The sequence below is a fragment of the Mesorhizobium sp. L103C119B0 genome (assembly GCF_000502235.1).
Taxonomy (GTDB): domain Bacteria; phylum Pseudomonadota; class Alphaproteobacteria; order Rhizobiales; family Rhizobiaceae; genus Mesorhizobium.
This window is the reverse complement of the sequence record NZ_AYXE01000008.1, coordinates 167,210-181,642: the sequence shown is the minus strand read 5'-3', so window position 1 is coordinate 181,642 and position 14,433 is coordinate 167,210. Positions and strand designations below refer to the sequence as shown.

16 protein-coding genes are annotated in these 14,433 nt (G+C 63.8%); 7 read left to right on the top strand and 9 right to left on the bottom strand.

Annotated elements, in window-relative coordinates; translation table 11 throughout:
• Positions 1-38 precede the first annotated feature (38 nt).
• From X728_RS150645 to xth, 5 genes are all read left to right on the top strand, one after another.
• On the top strand, positions 39-377 hold the full coding sequence (locus X728_RS150645) for a P-II family nitrogen regulator (RefSeq protein ID WP_023670499.1): 339 nt from the start codon (positions 39-41) through the stop codon (positions 375-377).
• Positions 378-408: 31 nt separating this feature from the next.
• Positions 409-1,839 carry an ammonium transporter gene (locus tag X728_RS150650; RefSeq protein ID WP_023670498.1) on the top strand — a complete coding sequence of 477 codons (1,431 nt, stop codon included), beginning with the start codon at positions 409-411 and terminating at the stop codon, positions 1,837-1,839.
• 345 nt (positions 1,840-2,184) lie between these two features.
• Positions 2,185-4,854 (top strand): DNA translocase FtsK, encoded by a 2,670-nt coding sequence (locus X728_RS150655; protein WP_023831852.1) that lies wholly within the window; start codon positions 2,185-2,187, stop codon positions 4,852-4,854.
• 138 nt (positions 4,855-4,992) lie between these two features.
• Entirely contained in the window at positions 4,993-5,673 is a 681-nt protein-coding gene (locus X728_RS150660; RefSeq protein ID WP_023670496.1) for an outer membrane lipoprotein carrier protein LolA, read from the top strand.
• A gap of 196 nt (positions 5,674-5,869) precedes the next feature.
• Positions 5,870-6,676: an exodeoxyribonuclease III gene (xth, locus tag X728_RS150665; RefSeq protein WP_023670495.1), complete on the top strand. Its 807-nt coding sequence runs from the start codon at positions 5,870-5,872 to the stop codon at positions 6,674-6,676.
• 164 nt (positions 6,677-6,840) lie between these two features.
• On the opposite strand, the gene X728_RS150670 is transcribed toward xth, so the two are convergent.
• Positions 6,841-7,296, bottom strand: coding sequence for a cyclic nucleotide-binding domain-containing protein (locus X728_RS150670; protein WP_023831851.1), 456 nt, complete (start codon positions 7,294-7,296; stop codon positions 6,841-6,843).
• A 177-nt stretch (positions 7,297-7,473) separates the two neighbouring features.
• Entirely contained in the window at positions 7,474-8,157 is a 684-nt protein-coding gene (locus X728_RS150675) for a response regulator transcription factor (RefSeq protein ID WP_023670493.1), read from the bottom strand.
• Positions 8,158-8,302: 145 nt separating this feature from the next.
• Here X728_RS150675 and X728_RS150680 point away from each other — a divergent pair, with 145 nt between their 5' ends.
• Positions 8,303-8,839 carry a L,D-transpeptidase gene (locus tag X728_RS150680; RefSeq protein WP_196815082.1) on the top strand — a complete coding sequence of 179 codons (537 nt, stop codon included), beginning with the start codon at positions 8,303-8,305 and terminating at the stop codon, positions 8,837-8,839.
• Positions 8,840-8,985: 146 nt separating this feature from the next.
• On the opposite strand, the gene X728_RS150685 is transcribed toward X728_RS150680, so the two are convergent.
• Complete coding sequence (locus X728_RS150685; RefSeq protein WP_023831849.1) at positions 8,986-9,225, bottom strand: hypothetical protein; 240 nt, start codon at positions 9,223-9,225, stop codon at positions 8,986-8,988.
• A 134-nt stretch (positions 9,226-9,359) separates the two neighbouring features.
• On the opposite strand from X728_RS150685, the gene gcvA reads away from it, so the two are divergent.
• A complete protein-coding gene (gene gcvA, locus X728_RS150690) occupies positions 9,360-10,280 on the top strand; it encodes a transcriptional regulator GcvA (RefSeq protein ID WP_023683901.1) in 921 nt (306 codons plus the stop codon).
• A 15-nt stretch (positions 10,281-10,295) separates the two neighbouring features.
• On the opposite strand, the gene X728_RS150695 is transcribed toward gcvA, so the two are convergent.
• From X728_RS150695 to tsaD, 6 genes are all read right to left on the bottom strand, one after another.
• Positions 10,296-10,715, bottom strand: a complete 420-nt coding sequence (locus tag X728_RS150695; RefSeq protein ID WP_023831848.1) for a DUF1761 domain-containing protein — start codon at positions 10,713-10,715, stop codon at positions 10,296-10,298.
• A gap of 102 nt (positions 10,716-10,817) precedes the next feature.
• On the bottom strand, positions 10,818-11,516 hold the full coding sequence (locus X728_RS150700) for a methyltransferase (protein WP_023702382.1): 699 nt from the start codon (positions 11,514-11,516) through the stop codon (positions 10,818-10,820).
• Complete coding sequence (locus X728_RS150705; RefSeq protein WP_023683904.1) at positions 11,471-11,896, bottom strand: EVE domain-containing protein; 426 nt, start codon at positions 11,894-11,896, stop codon at positions 11,471-11,473. Before X728_RS150705 ends, X728_RS150700 begins: the two co-directional genes overlap by 46 nt.
• Before the next feature lie 89 nt (positions 11,897-11,985).
• Positions 11,986-12,282 carry a YciI-like protein gene (locus X728_RS150710; protein WP_023831847.1) on the bottom strand — a complete coding sequence of 99 codons (297 nt, stop codon included), beginning with the start codon at positions 12,280-12,282 and terminating at the stop codon, positions 11,986-11,988.
• A gap of 24 nt (positions 12,283-12,306) precedes the next feature.
• Complete coding sequence (locus X728_RS150715; protein ID WP_023831846.1) at positions 12,307-13,323, bottom strand: NAD(P)H-dependent glycerol-3-phosphate dehydrogenase; 1,017 nt, start codon at positions 13,321-13,323, stop codon at positions 12,307-12,309.
• Entirely contained in the window at positions 13,320-14,405 is a 1,086-nt protein-coding gene (gene tsaD / locus X728_RS150720) for a tRNA (adenosine(37)-N6)-threonylcarbamoyltransferase complex transferase subunit TsaD (RefSeq protein WP_196813837.1), read from the bottom strand. The genes X728_RS150715 and tsaD overlap by 4 nt, the downstream gene beginning before the upstream one ends.
• Between the last annotated feature and the right edge of the window lie 28 nt (positions 14,406-14,433).

Sequence of the window (14,433 nt, the reverse complement as noted above, 5' to 3'; positions counted from 1 at the left end):
CAAACGCGGGGGACCGCAACAGCAAAGGGTGAAACCTTATGAAAATCGTGATGGCAATCATCAAGCCGTTCAAGCTCGACGAGGTGCGCGAAGCGCTCACCGCCGTCGGCATCCAGGGCCTGACCGTCACCGAAGTCAAAGGCTACGGGCGTCAGAAGGGACACACGGAAATCTATCGCGGGGCGGAATACGCGGTCAGTTTCCTGCCGAAAATCAAGATCGAAGTCGCGGTCAGCACAGACCTGGTCGACAAGGCCGTCGAAGCCATCACGGCGGCGGCCAAGACCGGCCAGATCGGCGACGGCAAGATCTTCGTCTTCGGCATCGATCAGGCGGTGCGCATCCGTACCGGCGAAACAGACACCGACGCACTTTGAGCGGCGAACACGTATTCCAATGGAGAGTTCAATGAATATACCTTCCACCTTGAAGTCAGTGGCACGCTCCGCGCTGCTGGGCTCCTTAGCGCTCGGAGCATTGGGCACGGTTGCTGCCTTCGCGCAGGAGGCGGCTCCCGCCGTCGCGGCGGCAGCGCCAGCAGCGCCGGCTTTTACTGTCGACAAGGGCGACACCACGTGGATGATGATTTCCACCGTGCTGGTGCTGTTGATGACCATTCCCGGCCTTGCGCTTTTCTACGGCGGCCTGGTTCGTACCAAGAACATGCTGTCGGTGCTGATGCAGGTCTTCACCATCACCAGCGTGGTCATGATCATCTGGGTCTTCTACGGCTACAGCCTCGCCTTCACCCCGGGCAACGCCTTCGTCGGCGGCCTTTCGAAGATGTTTCTCTCCGGCGTCAACGTATCGACGCTTTCGGAAACCTTCAGCAAGGGCGTCGCCATTCCTGAACTGGTGTTCGTCGTCTTCCAGATGACCTTCGCCTGCATCACGCCCGCCCTGATCGTCGGCGCATTCGCCGAACGCGTCAAATTCTCCGCCTTGATCCTTTTCGTTATCCTATGGGTGACGTTAATCTACTTCCCGATCGCGCACATGGTCTGGTTCTGGGGCGGCCCGAGCGCCTATGCCGACCCGTCCGGCCTGATCTTCAGCTTCGGCGCCATCGACTTCGCCGGCGGCACGGTCGTTCACATCAATGCGGGCATTGCCGGTCTCGTCGGCGCGCTGATGATCGGCAAGCGCATCGGCTACAAGAAGGACATCATGGCGCCGCACTCGATGACGCTGACCATGGTCGGCGCTTCATTGCTGTGGGTCGGCTGGTTCGGCTTCAACGCCGGTTCGAACCTCGAAGCGAACGCCTATGCGGTGCTGGCGATGATCAACACCTTCGTCGCCACGGCGGCGGCGGCAGTGGCCTGGATCGTGCTTGAATCGCTGCTGCGCGGCAAAGCCTCCATGCTCGGCGCTGTTTCGGGCGCGGTCACCGGCCTCGTCGCGATTACGCCGGCTGCAGGTTTTGCCGGCCCGATGGGCGCTATCGTGCTTGGCATCGTCGCCACCTTCGTCTGCTACTTCTTCGTCTCGGTGGTGAAGAACACGTTCGACTATGATGACAGCCTCGATGTCTTCGGCGTCCACTGCGTCGGTGGCATCATCGGTGCGCTCGGCACTGGCATTCTGGTCAATCCCGCCCTCGGCGGCGCCGGCATCGTCGACTATTCGACGGCCGACTTCGCCGCCGGCTATGCCGGCACGGCCACGCAGCTCCTGGCGCAGGGCAAAGGCGTCCTGGTAACTCTGCTGTGGTCGGGCATCGGCAGCGCAATCCTCTACAAGGTCGTCGACTTGATCATCGGTCTGCGTCCGACAGCCGACGCCGAGCGCGAAGGCCTCGACCTGACTTCGCATGGCGAAGCGGCCTACCACTCGTAAGCCTTGCGGGGCGGCTCGGCCGCCCCGCATTCTCCCATCCCGTCGTGACGCTCCCGAAAGGAGTTCACGCTTTGAGGCCCGGGTCATTCCGGGCCTCTCTTTTTGGCAACCGTGCTGGCAGGCCTCGGTCCCTGCGCAATCACGTTCTAGTGAGGGCCGCCGGCGGGGAGACGTCGACCGGATTGGTTCTGAACTGTTGAGACTGCCTACAGTGGAGTGAGCAAGATCGTGGCTCCGGCTGCCGTATAGTTAATGCGGCCTTAACTTCCCCCCGATAGTCTGACATCCGAATCTGCCGGAGTGCGTCATGCGCCCGGCCAGTCCATGACAGACGGGGAACGAAGCATGCGTTCAGGGGCTTCAGCACCGCTCGCGCTAACCGATACGGGGCACGGCATCCAGGCATTCGCGCGGCGCCAGGTCGGGCGGCTGGTCGGCGCCGGCCTGTTTGCGCTGGTCGCCTTTGGCGTCGCGGCGCTGGCGACCTGGAACGTCGCCGATCCCAGCTTCTCGCACGCCACCGACAACATCGTCACCAACGCCATGGGCTATGCGGGCGCGGTATTCTCCGACCTCGCCATGCAGTTCTTCGGCCTTGCCGCGGTTGCCGCCCTGGTGCCGGCGGTGATCTGGGGCTTTCTTCTGTTTTCGGCGCGCGGCGTCGACAGGCTGCCGAAGCGCGGCCTTGCCTGGTTCGGCTTCGCGCTGCTCGCGGCGGCGATGGCCGGCTGCGTGGTGCCGCCCAAGACGTGGCCGTTGCCGACCGGCCTCGGTGGCGTGTTCGGCGACATGGTGCTCAATATTCCGGGCCTGGTCATTGGCGGCTACCCGACCGGCATCGTTGCCAGCATCATTGCCATGGTGCTCATTGCGCCGGCGCTGTGGCTGTTTGCCTATGGCTCGGCGCTGATTGCGCGCAAGAACGGCTTTGCCGTCATGGAGCGCACCGCGGAGCCCGATCCCCGAGAGGACGACCTGCTCTTCGACGAAGACGAGGATGAGGGCGACGAGGGGATACTGGCGCTCGGCGCCGTTACCCACTGGTGGCTGTCTTTCCGCGCCTGGATGCATCGCCGGGCTGTGCGCCGCCAGCAGGAGCGCGACGAGTTCGAGCCGGAGATGGAGCAGCGCTCCACCGCATGGCGCCGCGCCGCCGAACGGGTCGAATCGGCGGAATTCGCCGAAGCGCGGATGAGCCCGGATGGCCGCGCCCGCGTCGAGCCGGAATTCTTCGCCGCCATGGTCAATGACCGCAGCGTTTCCGTCGATCCGGACGATGACGACGTCCTCGATGCCGGTTTCGACAATGGCGACGAGGAGGTCGAACTCGACGACGAGCCGGTCCAGCGCCGTGCCGCGCCGAACGCCAAGGTGCAGAACTTCCGGTCAGATGCGGCGACCCGCGTCGCCGCACCTGCGCCGCGTCCCGCTCCCGGCGCGCGCGTCCAGCGCGAGGCGCAGACCTCGCTGATCGGCTCGGAAACATTCGAAATGCCGTCGCTGCATTTCCTGTCGGAGCCGAAGAACGTGGTGCGCGACGCCAGCCTGTCCAAGGACGCGCTGGAGCAGAATGCGCGCCTGCTCGAAGGCGTTCTGGAGGATTTCGGCGTCAAGGGCGAGATTATCGCGGTACGGCCCGGCCCCGTCGTCACGCTCTATGAACTGGAACCGGCGCCCGGCATCAAATCGTCGCGCGTCATCGGCCTGTCCGACGACATCGCCCGCTCGATGAGCGCGATTGCCTGCCGCGTCGCCGTGGTGCCCGGCCGCAACGCCATCGGCATCGAATTGCCGAATGCCAAGCGCGAGACCGTCTATCTCCGGGAGATCCTGGCCAGCCGCGATTTCGAGACGACCAAGTCCAAGCTGGCGCTGGCGCTGGGCAAGACCATCAATGGCGAGGCGGTGATCGTCGACATCGCCAAGATGCCGCATGTGCTGGTCGCAGGCACCACCGGCTCCGGCAAGTCCGTCGCCATCAACACCATGATCCTGTCGCTGCTCTACAAGCTGACGCCGCAGGACTGCCGGCTGATCATGATCGACCCGAAGATGCTCGAACTTTCCGTCTATGACGGCATCCCGCACCTTCTGACGCCGGTGGTCACCGACCCGAAGAAGGCCGTGGTGGCGTTGAAGTGGACGGTGCGCGAGATGGAGGACCGCTACCGCAAGATGTCCAAGGTCGGGGTGCGCAACATCGACGGCTTCAACGCGCGCGTGCAGTTGGCTGAAAAGAAGGGCGAAAAAATCTCGCGCACCGTGCAGACCGGCTTCGACCGCCAGACCGGCGAGGCGATCTACGAGACCGAGAACCTCGATCTTGAGCCGATGCCCTACATCGTCGTCATCATCGACGAGATGGCCGATTTGATGATGGTAGCCGGCAAGGACATCGAAGGCGCGGTGCAGCGCCTGGCACAGATGGCGCGCGCGGCCGGCATCCATGTAATCATGGCGACGCAGCGTCCGTCGGTCGACGTCATCACCGGCACCATCAAGGCCAATTTCCCGACCCGTATCTCCTTTCAGGTGACGTCGAAGATCGACAGCCGCACCATTCTGGGCGAGCAGGGCGCCGAGCAGCTGCTCGGCATGGGCGACATGCTGTACATGGCCGGCGGCGGCCGCATCCAGCGCGTGCACGGCCCGTTCGTCGCCGACGACGAGGTCGAGAAGATCGTCGCCCATCTGAAGCTGCAGGGCGTGCCCGAATATCTCGACGCCATCACCGAGGATGACGGCGAGGACGATGACGAGCCGTCGGGCAGGGGCGGCGCTGGTGGTGGCGGCAACAGCAATTTCGAGGATTCCGACGATCCCTACGACCAGGCGGTCTCGGTCGTGCTGCGCGACGGCAAGGCGTCGACCAGCTATATCCAGCGCCGGCTCGGCATCGGCTACAACCGCGCCGCCTCGATCATCGAGAAGATGGAGAAGGAAGGCATTGTCGGCCCGGCCAACCATGCCGGCAAACGCGAAATCCTGGTGCCGACCGAGGACGACAAGTTCTGATCAGCCGATACGGCCCGGCGGCAACCTTGAACCTTTTGGCGCGTTACAGCGACTGAGCGCTGTCCGGCCCGCCAAACTTAAGTCTAACTGGGGGTCCACGGACTGCAACGAGACACACACCACACGAGAGTGACCGGCATGAAAAACGATCTTTCCGCGATCAGCGATTTCGCTCCAAACCGTCGCCAGTTGCTCGGCCTTGGCCTGATGCTTGCCGGCGCCGCGGCCATCAACGTCGTGCCGGGGTTCCAGCTCCTGGCCTCGGCGCAGGCGGCGGTGCCGCCGACGGCGCAAAAGATCGCCGACCATTTCTCCTCGGTCAAATCGATGAGCGGCGAGTTCGTCCAGTTCGGCCCCAACAACCAGCAGACCGGCGGCAAGTTCTTCCTTGAGCGGCCAGGCAAGATTCGCTTCAACTATGACGGCAAGTCGAATTTCCGGGTGATTTCCGACGGCAAGTCGGTGGTCATCCTCAACAAGCGGCTGAAAACGTCCGATCTCTATCCGTTGTCGAAGACGCCGCTGAAGCTGTTGCTCGACACCAAGATCGACCTCTCGGGGGGCCGCGTGAAATCGATCAAGGAAGAGAGCGACCTCACCACCATCCAGCTTGCCGACAAGTCGGTGTTCGGCAATTCGAAGATCACTATGATGTTCGATCCGAAATCCTATGATCTGCGCCAGTGGACCATCACCGACGCGCAGGGCAAGGACACCACGGTGATGATCTACAACACCAAGGAAGGCGTCAGCTTCCCTGCGGACACCTTTGCCATCGACTATGCGGCGAACCGCGAGCTGAACACCAACCAGCGCTAGATGCGGTGAGGCCGGCCTGCCAATGGCGATCTCCTGCGCTTCCGGTGCTCACGTGGTTTAAGTACGCTCCGCTCCGGTTCTCGGAGACCGCCATTCGACTCGGCCTGATCTGAATCAGAGCCGCCGCCCGCAAAGGCTGGCTTGTGTTTGTGGCGCTAGGCTGGCAGTAGATCGGCGACCTTGTTCGGACCGCCGCATGCCCTTCTCCATCGCCACCTGGAACATCAACTCCGTGCGCCTGCGCATGCCGATCGTCGAGCGGCTGCTGACGGAGCAGGCGCCCGATGTGCTTTGCCTGCAGGAGACGAAGGTTCCCGACGAGCTGTTTCCGGAAAAGGCGTTCCGCAAGGCCGGCTACGAGCACATCGCATTCCATGGCCAGAAGGGCTATCACGGCGTTGCGACGGTGGCGCGGCGGCCGATCGAGATTGTCGAGAAACGGCGCTTCTGCGAGATCGATGACAGCCGGCATCTGTCGGTCAAGGTGCAGGCCGGCGGCAAGGCAATCCTGGTCCACAATTTCTACGTGCCGGCCGGCGGCGACGAGCCCGATCCGGAGATCAACCGCAAGTTCCGCCACAAGCTCGATTTCGTTGCCGAGATGAACGCCATCCGCGCCGCGCATGACGAGGTGTCGGCCTCGATCCTGGTCGGCGACCTCAACATCGCTCCGCAGGAGCACGATGTCTGGTCGCACAAGCAATTGCTCAACGTCGTCAGCCACACGCCGGTCGAGACGCAAAATTTCGACGCGATGCGGATCGCCGGCGACTGGGTCGACCTGATGCGGCTCGACGTGCCGCCAGAGCAGAAGCTCTACACCTGGTGGAGCTATCGCGCGCGGGACTGGGAAGCCTCGAACCGCGGCCGCCGGCTCGACCATGTCTGGTCGTCACCGAACCTGGTGCCGAGCTTTGCCGGCTATGAGATCCTGCGAGAGGCGCGTGGCTGGGAGCGGCCCTCGGACCATGTGCCGGTGATTGCGCGGTTCGACCTGGATTAGGCGGGCCGATATTCAGGTGAGGCCGGCCTGCAAATGGCCGATACCTGCGCTTCCGGTGCTCGCGTACTTTGAGTACGCTCCGCTCCGGTTCTCGGTATCAGCCATTTTCGACTCGGCCTGACCTGAATCTCGACACACCCAAGCGTGAGCGCGGTCGCGGGGACCTACCCGCCAAACCTTGGCGCCAGCTTCGCGATGCGGGCGATCATGGCCTGGAAATCATCGAGGATGCGCTGGTGCAGTTTCACCGCCACCTCGGGATATTCCTCCAGGATGCGGCGAAACATCTTGCGGCTCAACCTTATCACTTCCGAATCGGTCTCGGCCGAGGCGCTGGTCAGCCGTCTTGAGTCGGCGATCAGCGCCAGTTCGCTGAGGATCGTGCCGGGGCCGGCGGTGCCGATCGGGATGCGGTCGCCATCCTGCTCCCGGTAGAGCACGATGCGGCCACTGACCACGATATAGGCCGAGTCGGCTTCGTCATCCTCGCGGTACAGCTTGCGGTCGGCCTGCAGATGGGTGGCTTCGGCGCCGAAGGCGAGCAGGCGCAGCTGTTCCTGCGTGAAACCCTCAAAGAGCTTCACGGCGGACAGGATGCGGATGTCGTCATCCAGCGCCATCTCTAGCTGCGTCCCCGAACGGTCAGTCCAATCCCTCCCTTAGAGCGCCGCGTGTCCAATTGAACGCGCAAAGGACGCTCTAACACTTCAATCTGCGCAGCGGGCCGATCCAGGCTCCCCCAGCCGGATCCTCCCCGAAACAGTCCCGCCCCGACCGCTTATTGAACAATGAAAAGTTTAAGGAACCAGCTTGTAGCCGCCGCTTTCTGTCACAAGAATTTCAGCATTGGAAGGATCGCGCTCGATCTTCTGGCGCAGCCGGTAGACGTGAGTTTCGAGCGTGTGCGTTGTGACGCCGGAATTGTAGCCCCACACTTCCTCGAGCAGGACGTCGCGCGTCACCACCTTCTGGTCGGCTCGATAGAGATATTTGATGATCGAGGCTTCCTTCTCGGTCAGCCGCACCTTGCCGCCGCGCTGGTCGATCAGAAGCTTCTGGCTGGGCTTGAACGTGTAGGGCCCGACCGAAAAGGTGGCGTCTTCGCTCTGCTCGTGCTGGCGCAGTTGTGCGCGTATGCGGGCGAGCAGCACGGCGAAGCGGAACGGCTTGGTGACATAGTCGTTGGCGCCGGCCTCGAGGCCCAGAATTGTGTCGGAATCGGTATCGTGGCCGGTCAGCATGATGATCGGCGCCTTGTAGCCGCCCTTGCGCAGGATCTTCACCGCCTCGCGGCCATCCATGTCGGGCAGCCCGACGTCCATGATGAGCAGGTCGATGAGCCCGCCGCGCGCCGCGGCGACGCCTTTGGCGGCGGTCGCTTCCTGCAAGACGTCGAATTCTTCGTAAAGGGCCAGTTGCTCGACGAGGGTTCCGCGCAGGTCGTCATCATCGTCAACGATCAGAATGGTACGTGATGTCATGGATCAATCCATTGTTTTGAAAAGAATTTTCAGTTGACCGCCCCCCATTTATGCGGAAGCTGACCGGCGCAACAGTCCGATCACAGTGATTTGTTCCGTGACACGATCATACAAGAAAAAACGCGATCGCAATGCAGCCGGCGCAATTTTGCCGAAAAGGCTGCGTGTGCTGGTGGTTCGGGCGAGGCCGGGCAACCCCAGCCAGGGGATATTGCAGGCCGGCAGCAAGGTGTTTGCCTGTGCGCTCGGACGCGGCGGCATCTCGGCCAACAAGCGCGAAGGCGACGGTGCGACGCCGCTTGGCGAGATGCGGATTTTGTCAGGATATTTTCGGGGCGATCATTTCGCGGCCGGCCGCAAAACCCGGCTGGCGATGGCGCCGATCGGCGCCGATCTCGGCTGGTGCGAGGTGCCGGACGACCGCAACTACAACCGGCCGGTGAAAATCCCCTATGGCGCCAGCCATGAGCGAATGCGGCGCGACGACCGCCTCTATGACGCCTGCCTTGTGCTGGACTGGAACATGGCGCCGCGCCGGCGCGGCCGCGGCAGCGCCATCTTCTTCCATCTGGCGCGCCCAGGCTTCACACCGACGCAAGGCTGCGTGGCGGTGACAGCGCGGACAATGGCGCGGCTGTTGCCGCTGGTGTCGGACCGGACGGTGGTGAGGGTGGTGAGGTAGGGAGTAGGGAGTAGGGAGTAGGGAGTAGGGAGTAGGGAGTAGGGAGTAGGGAGTAGGGAGTAGGGAGTAGGGAGTAGGGAGTAGGGAGTAGGGTAGGATAGTGTCGGCGTCGTTTCAATCCTTCACTACTCACTACTCACCATTGCCTAACGCCTTCTCGGCTTCTGCCACCCAGTGTCCAGCAATCCAAGCCGGCCGATTTCCCGGTCCACGGCCCGCGTCACGTCCTTGCGCTGCGCGCCGACGTCGCGCAACTGGCGATCCGACAGATCCTCCACGTCCTGGCGCGGCAGGTTGATGGCGACTTTCGCCTGGCGAAGCCAGTCCGTTACGGCATGCAACCAGTTCGAGCGAGCTGCTGGCGGGTTCAAAACGAAGATGGACATGATGCGCTCCGTGTTCCGCCGGATATCAAATCCGGCTTGATGGTGTTTCGATGGATGCATCATGCCGCATTGAAATCCATGCGAGAAACGAGTAGTTCTTTTCGGATCGCCAAGTTTTATTTGAGGATACGGTGATGTCCCGTCTGTTGCCCGGAACGCGCGCGCTGAGGACTCTGGAAGCCGCCGCCCGCCACCTCAATTTCACCCGCGCTGCCGACGAGCTCGGGCTGACGCCGGCGGCGGTCAGCCACCAGATCAAGGAAATCGAGGATCAGCTCGGGCTGGTGCTGTTCACGCGAACCAGTCGTACCATCCGGTTGACCGAGGCAGGTACGGTGCTGTTCGAGGCCTCGATCGATGCGCTCGACCTGCTCAACCGGGCGGTGTCGCGGGCGCGCAAGCTGACGCGCGGCACGGCATTGCTGAAGGTGACGCTCGACGCGCAGTTCGCGTCAAAATGGCTGATGCGGCGCGTCGACGATTTTCGCAAACTTCAGCCCAGTATCGAGCTGAGGTTCGACATCGGCTACGAAGTGCGCGATTTCGAACTCGACGACGTCGATGTCGGCATCCGGTTCGGGGTTGGCAAGTATCCGGGGCTTCGCGCCCATCGCCTGTTCGACAACATCCTCATTCCGGTGTGCAGCCCGAGCCTGCTGACCTCCGGCCCGCCGCTGCGCGAACCGCGCGACCTCTTCAACCACACGCTTGCCCATATCGAATGGTCGCGCCAAGGCGTGACATGGCCGAACTGGCGCATGTGGATGGCGGCGGCCGGCATCAACGATTTCGACGACAGTCGGACTATCGTGTTTGGAACCTCTACCGATGCCGTGCAGGCGGCGCTCGACGGCAATGCCGTGGCGCTCGCCGAGTTCGCCATGGTGGCAAACGACCTTTCCCAGGGAAGGCTGGTGCAGCCCTTTGAACTCGGTCTGCGCGTGGGGCCGGAGTTCGGCTACTTCCTGGTCTATCCCGAGAGCACTGCCAACGATCCGCGCATCATCGCTTTCCGTGAATGGATCCTCGACGAAGTCGCCAGGACGCAGACCTGACGACTTCAGCAGGCCTCAGCCGGCGACCGGCGCCCCGAACCAGCCGATCACCGCGCCGATGAGCAACAGCACGCCGAGCCAGTGGCCGCCGTCGATCAGGGTCAGGTCCCAGCCGAAATTCTCATAGCGATGGTTGGCCGTCAGCGTCGTGGCGACGAAACCCAGCCAGAGGACGAAGCCGAAGACCAGCCCTGCGACAAGGACCGGCTCGCCGCCGGTCATCGCGCCGACGACCAAGGCTAAGACCAGCGCCATGATCAGCTCGGCGATGAAGGAGATGATGAAGGGCAATATCGATTTCTTTGACGTTGACGGATCGATCCTGGCCGCCCTTATCCAAGGCCTGCTGAGGGCCGTGTACCAGACCGCGCCAAACAGCCACGCCGCGACGGCCGCGACAACCACCGCCAGCCAGTTCACCACTGAAAAATCCATAAAGTCCTCCCCTCAAGCATGCCGCCCAAAGCCTGGCGGTTCTGGGATAACAACATGCGTATTCTTCAAAATGCGCGATGGAACGCCTGTTCGGCAATGCCGTCAAGCGAAGCGCCACACCGTGGTGCGCTTGACCAGGGCGTCCTCCAGCGCCCGCGTCACCGCCACTTCGTAGACGGCGAGCGGCTCCAGTCCCGCCTTCGGCATGTAGGAGCGGCCCGGATCGCCGACGAGGATGTCAGCGCCGCGCGCCTTCAGTGTCGAAAACCACGGCATCAGCGTGTCGGCGAAGGATTTGTCGTAGAAGACGTCGCCGGCCAGCACCACGTCCCAGCCCGCGTCGGTGCCGATGCAGTCCGTGCCGCAAAAGTCTATGGCAACGCCATTGGCCTCTGCGTTGAGGCGGATCGCCGTTTCGCAGAACGGGTCGATGTCGGCGGCGATCACGTGCGCCGCACCCGCCTTGGCGGCGGCGATGGCGACAAGGCCGGAGCCGGAGGCGAAGTCGAGCACGCGTTTGCCCCGCACATCCGACGGATTGTCCAGCACGTAGCGGGCAAGGCCCTGACCGCCGGCCCAGGCAAAGGCCCAAAACGGCGGCGGCAGGCCGATTTCGATCAGCTCGTTCTCCGTGCGCTGCCAGAGGTCATGCGCTTCGTCGGCAAGATTGAGGACAATCTCCGGCACATGCGGCGGCGACATAAGCGCCGTGTTGTCGAGAATGAACTTTTTCGCGCTGTTCGGCGTGAGGACCGTCACGGAGCCGGCGTCAGGCCGCCCATGCGGCAGACTTCCTTCCATTCGGCCGGCGTCACCGGCTGTACGGAAAGCCGTCCAAGCCGCACCAGCGCCATCTCGGCAAGCTTCGGATTGGCCTTGACCTGCTCCAGCGTCGGCGGGTTCGGCACGTCCTTGAAGGCGCGGATGTCGACGCATTCCCAGCGCGGATCGTCGGTGGTGCTGTCGGGGTGGGCAAGCCCGCAGACCTCGGCAATGCCGACGACGTTCAGCCCTTCATTGGAGTGATAGAAGAAGCCGAGATCGCCGATCTGCATCGCCTTCATGTTGTTGCGCGCTGCATAGTTGCGCACGCCGTCCCACTGCGTGCCGGCCTTGCCCTTGGCCTTCAGCGCCTCGAAGGAGAAGACCGAAGGTTCGGATTTGAACAGCCAGTAGTTCATGTCTTTGCTCCAACTACTATTTTTTGCGCAATTCCGGACGGGAAACCGTTACACAATTTTTCCTGGGATCGCTCTAGGCGCCGCCGGAACTAACTAGCCGCCGGCTTGTTGAAGGTCCAGTTCCACTGGCGGATTTCGACACTTTCGAACAGCCCGGCCTTGGCATAGGGGTCGGCAGCCGACAGCGCCTGCGCACCGGCGAGGTCGGGCGCTTCCACGACGACGAGGCTGCCATTGGGCTTGCCCTCGGCGTCGAGGAACGCGCCGGCAAAGGCCAGTTTGTTGTCGGCGTTCAGGCGTTCGAGAAAGGCGACATGGACCGGCCGCGTATCGACCCGCACCTGCAGGCTGCCCGGCTTGTCCTTGCAAATCAACGCAAACAGCATGTTAAACTCCGGTTTGTTTGGGGATCAGATGTCGGTTTCGGTTTTCAGGGGTCGCGTCATCAGCGCGGACACAGCCTGCCGAATGGTGATCGTGCCGTCCAGTATCGCCGACACCGCAGCGATGATCGGCGCGTCGATGTGGCGCTCGGTGGCGATGCGGGCGGCGATCGCCGCCGTCGGCACGCCTTCGGCGAGCGGCAGTCCGGACAAGGGCTTACCTTGCCCCAGCGCCAGCCCATAGGCGAAATTGCGCGACTGGGCCGAAGAGCAGGTGAGCAAAAGGTCGCCGAGGCCGGAAAGCCCCATCAGCGTCTCCGGCTTGGCGCCGAAGGACGCGCCGATGCGGCGCAGTTCGACGAAGCCGCGTGTCACCATGGCGGCCTGCGCGCTGGCGCCGAGCCCAGCGCCGGTGACGGCGCCAGCGGCAATGGCGAACACATTCTTCAAAGCGCCGCCGATCTCGACGCCGATCAAATCGTCGCTGGAATAGCAGCGCAGATTCTGCGCCGAAAAGCGCGAGGCAAGCTCGGCCGCCAAGGCGTCGTCGCGTGCAGCAACCACGACAGCGGTCGGCAGACCCCTGGCGACGTCGGCGGCAAAGCTCGGACCGGACAGGGCCGAAACCGGAGTTTCGGGCAGAATCTCACCAACGATCGCCGACAGCAGCGCGCCGGTGTCGCGCTCGATGCCTTTGGCGCAGAGAACCAGCGGGATGCCTTTCGGCATATGGGGCTTTGCCGTCGTCAGCATGGCGCGCAGCGCCTGCGCCGGCGCCACGGCCAGCGCGCAATCGGCATCGGTCAGGGCCGTGCCGATATCGCTCGTCGCCGCAATGCCTGTTTCAATGGCGATGCCGGGGAGATAACGCGGGTTCTCGCCGCGGCGGATCGCGGAAACCGTCTCTTCGTCGCGGGCGTAGAGCCGGACATCGTGACCGGCGCGCAGCATCGCCAGCGCTAGCGCCGTGCCCCAGGCGCCGCCGCCGAGCACGGCGACGCGCCAGCCGGTTCTGTCCCTGCCGCTTGTGTTGCCGGCGCTCATGCTTTTGCTCCGCGCCGGCCGGAGCCGACCATCGGGGCCGAAATGCTGTCCAGCGGCCAGCGCGAACGCGGCACGAAATCGAAGCCGTTCTCTTGCGACAAGCCTGCCCGCAACCGCTCGATCCCGGCCCAGGCGATCATCGCCGCATTGTCGGTGCAAAGCTTCAGCGGCGGCGCGACAAAGGCGAAGCCGGCCTCGGCGCACTGCTTCTGCAGCGTCGCCTTGATCGCTCTGTTGGCGGCGACGCCACCGGCAACGACCAGCGCCGGCTCGGCCTTGTCCGGAAATTCGTCACGGAAGCGGGCCAGCGCGCGGGCCACGCGGTCGCCAAGTGCGTCGGCTACCGCCGCCTGGAACGAGGCGCAGATGTCGGCGACATCCTGCTCGCTTAGCGGCTGGATGGCGGTCGCCGCCTGGCGCACGGCGGTCTTGAGGCCGGAGAAGGAGAAATCGGGCTGCGCCGAGCCCCTCATCGGCCGCGGAAAGGCAAAGCGCGTCGCATCGCCCGACATTGCCGCCTTTTCGACGTTCGGGCCGCCGGGATAGGGCAGGCCGAGCATTTTGGCCGTCTTGTCGAAAGCTTCGCCGAGCGCGTCGTCGATGGTCGTCGCCCAGCGCTGGTAGTCGCCAACGCCGCGCACGGCGACGATCTGGGTGTGGCCGCCGGAAACCAGCAGCAGCAAATAGGGAAAGTCGAGCCCGTCGGTCAGCCTTGCGGTCAGTGCGTGGCCTTCGAGATGGTTGATGGCGATCAGCGGCTTGCCGGCGGCCGCTGCAATCGCCTTGGCCGTCATCAGGCCGACGATCAGCCCGCCGACCAGGCCGGGGCCGCCAGTGGCGGCAATGGCGTCGATGTCGGCCAGGGCTACGCCCGAATCCGCAAGAGCGGCCTCGACAATGCCGTCCAGCGCCTCGACATGGGCGCGCGCGGCGATCTCCGGCACGACGCCGCCGAAGGCGGCGTGCTCCTCGATCTGGCTGAGCACGATGTTGGACGCAATCACCGGCACGGAATCGCCTTCCAGCGTCACCACGCTGGCGGCGGTCTCGTCGCAACTCGTCTCAATGCCCAGAACGCGGATCAATTCGTCGCTGTCTCCAGAGATTGTG

What these genes read in the sequence shown, in the direction of transcription:
- xth (WP_023670495.1), top strand. Translation starts at nt 5,870, where the DNA reads ATGCCCTTCTCCATCGCCACCTGGAACATCAACTCCGTGCGCCTGCGC.
- X728_RS150695 (WP_023831848.1), bottom strand. Translation starts at nt 10,715, where the DNA reads ATGGATTTTTCAGTGGTGAACTGGCTGGCGGTGGTTGTCGCGGCCGTC.
- X728_RS150710 (WP_023831847.1), bottom strand. Translation starts at nt 12,282, where the DNA reads ATGCTGTTTGCGTTGATTTGCAAGGACAAGCCGGGCAGCCTGCAGGTG.
- X728_RS150650 (WP_023670498.1), top strand. Translation starts at nt 409, where the DNA reads ATGAATATACCTTCCACCTTGAAGTCAGTGGCACGCTCCGCGCTGCTG.
- X728_RS150705 (WP_023683904.1), bottom strand. Translation starts at nt 11,896, where the DNA reads ATGAACTACTGGCTGTTCAAATCCGAACCTTCGGTCTTCTCCTTCGAG.
- X728_RS150675 (WP_023670493.1), bottom strand. Translation starts at nt 8,157, where the DNA reads ATGACATCACGTACCATTCTGATCGTTGACGATGATGACGACCTGCGC.
- X728_RS150645 (WP_023670499.1), top strand. Translation starts at nt 39, where the DNA reads ATGAAAATCGTGATGGCAATCATCAAGCCGTTCAAGCTCGACGAGGTG.
- X728_RS150670 (WP_023831851.1), bottom strand. Translation starts at nt 7,296, where the DNA reads ATGGCGCTGGATGACGACATCCGCATCCTGTCCGCCGTGAAGCTCTTT.
- X728_RS150715 (WP_023831846.1), bottom strand. Translation starts at nt 13,323, where the DNA reads ATGAGCGCCGGCAACACAAGCGGCAGGGACAGAACCGGCTGGCGCGTC.
- X728_RS150660 (WP_023670496.1), top strand. Translation starts at nt 4,993, where the DNA reads ATGAAAAACGATCTTTCCGCGATCAGCGATTTCGCTCCAAACCGTCGC.
- X728_RS150655 (WP_023831852.1), top strand. Translation starts at nt 2,185, where the DNA reads ATGCGTTCAGGGGCTTCAGCACCGCTCGCGCTAACCGATACGGGGCAC.
- X728_RS150685 (WP_023831849.1), bottom strand. Translation starts at nt 9,225, where the DNA reads ATGTCCATCTTCGTTTTGAACCCGCCAGCAGCTCGCTCGAACTGGTTG.
- gcvA (WP_023683901.1), top strand. Translation starts at nt 9,360, where the DNA reads ATGTCCCGTCTGTTGCCCGGAACGCGCGCGCTGAGGACTCTGGAAGCC.
- X728_RS150700 (WP_023702382.1), bottom strand. Translation starts at nt 11,516, where the DNA reads ATGGAAGGAAGTCTGCCGCATGGGCGGCCTGACGCCGGCTCCGTGACG.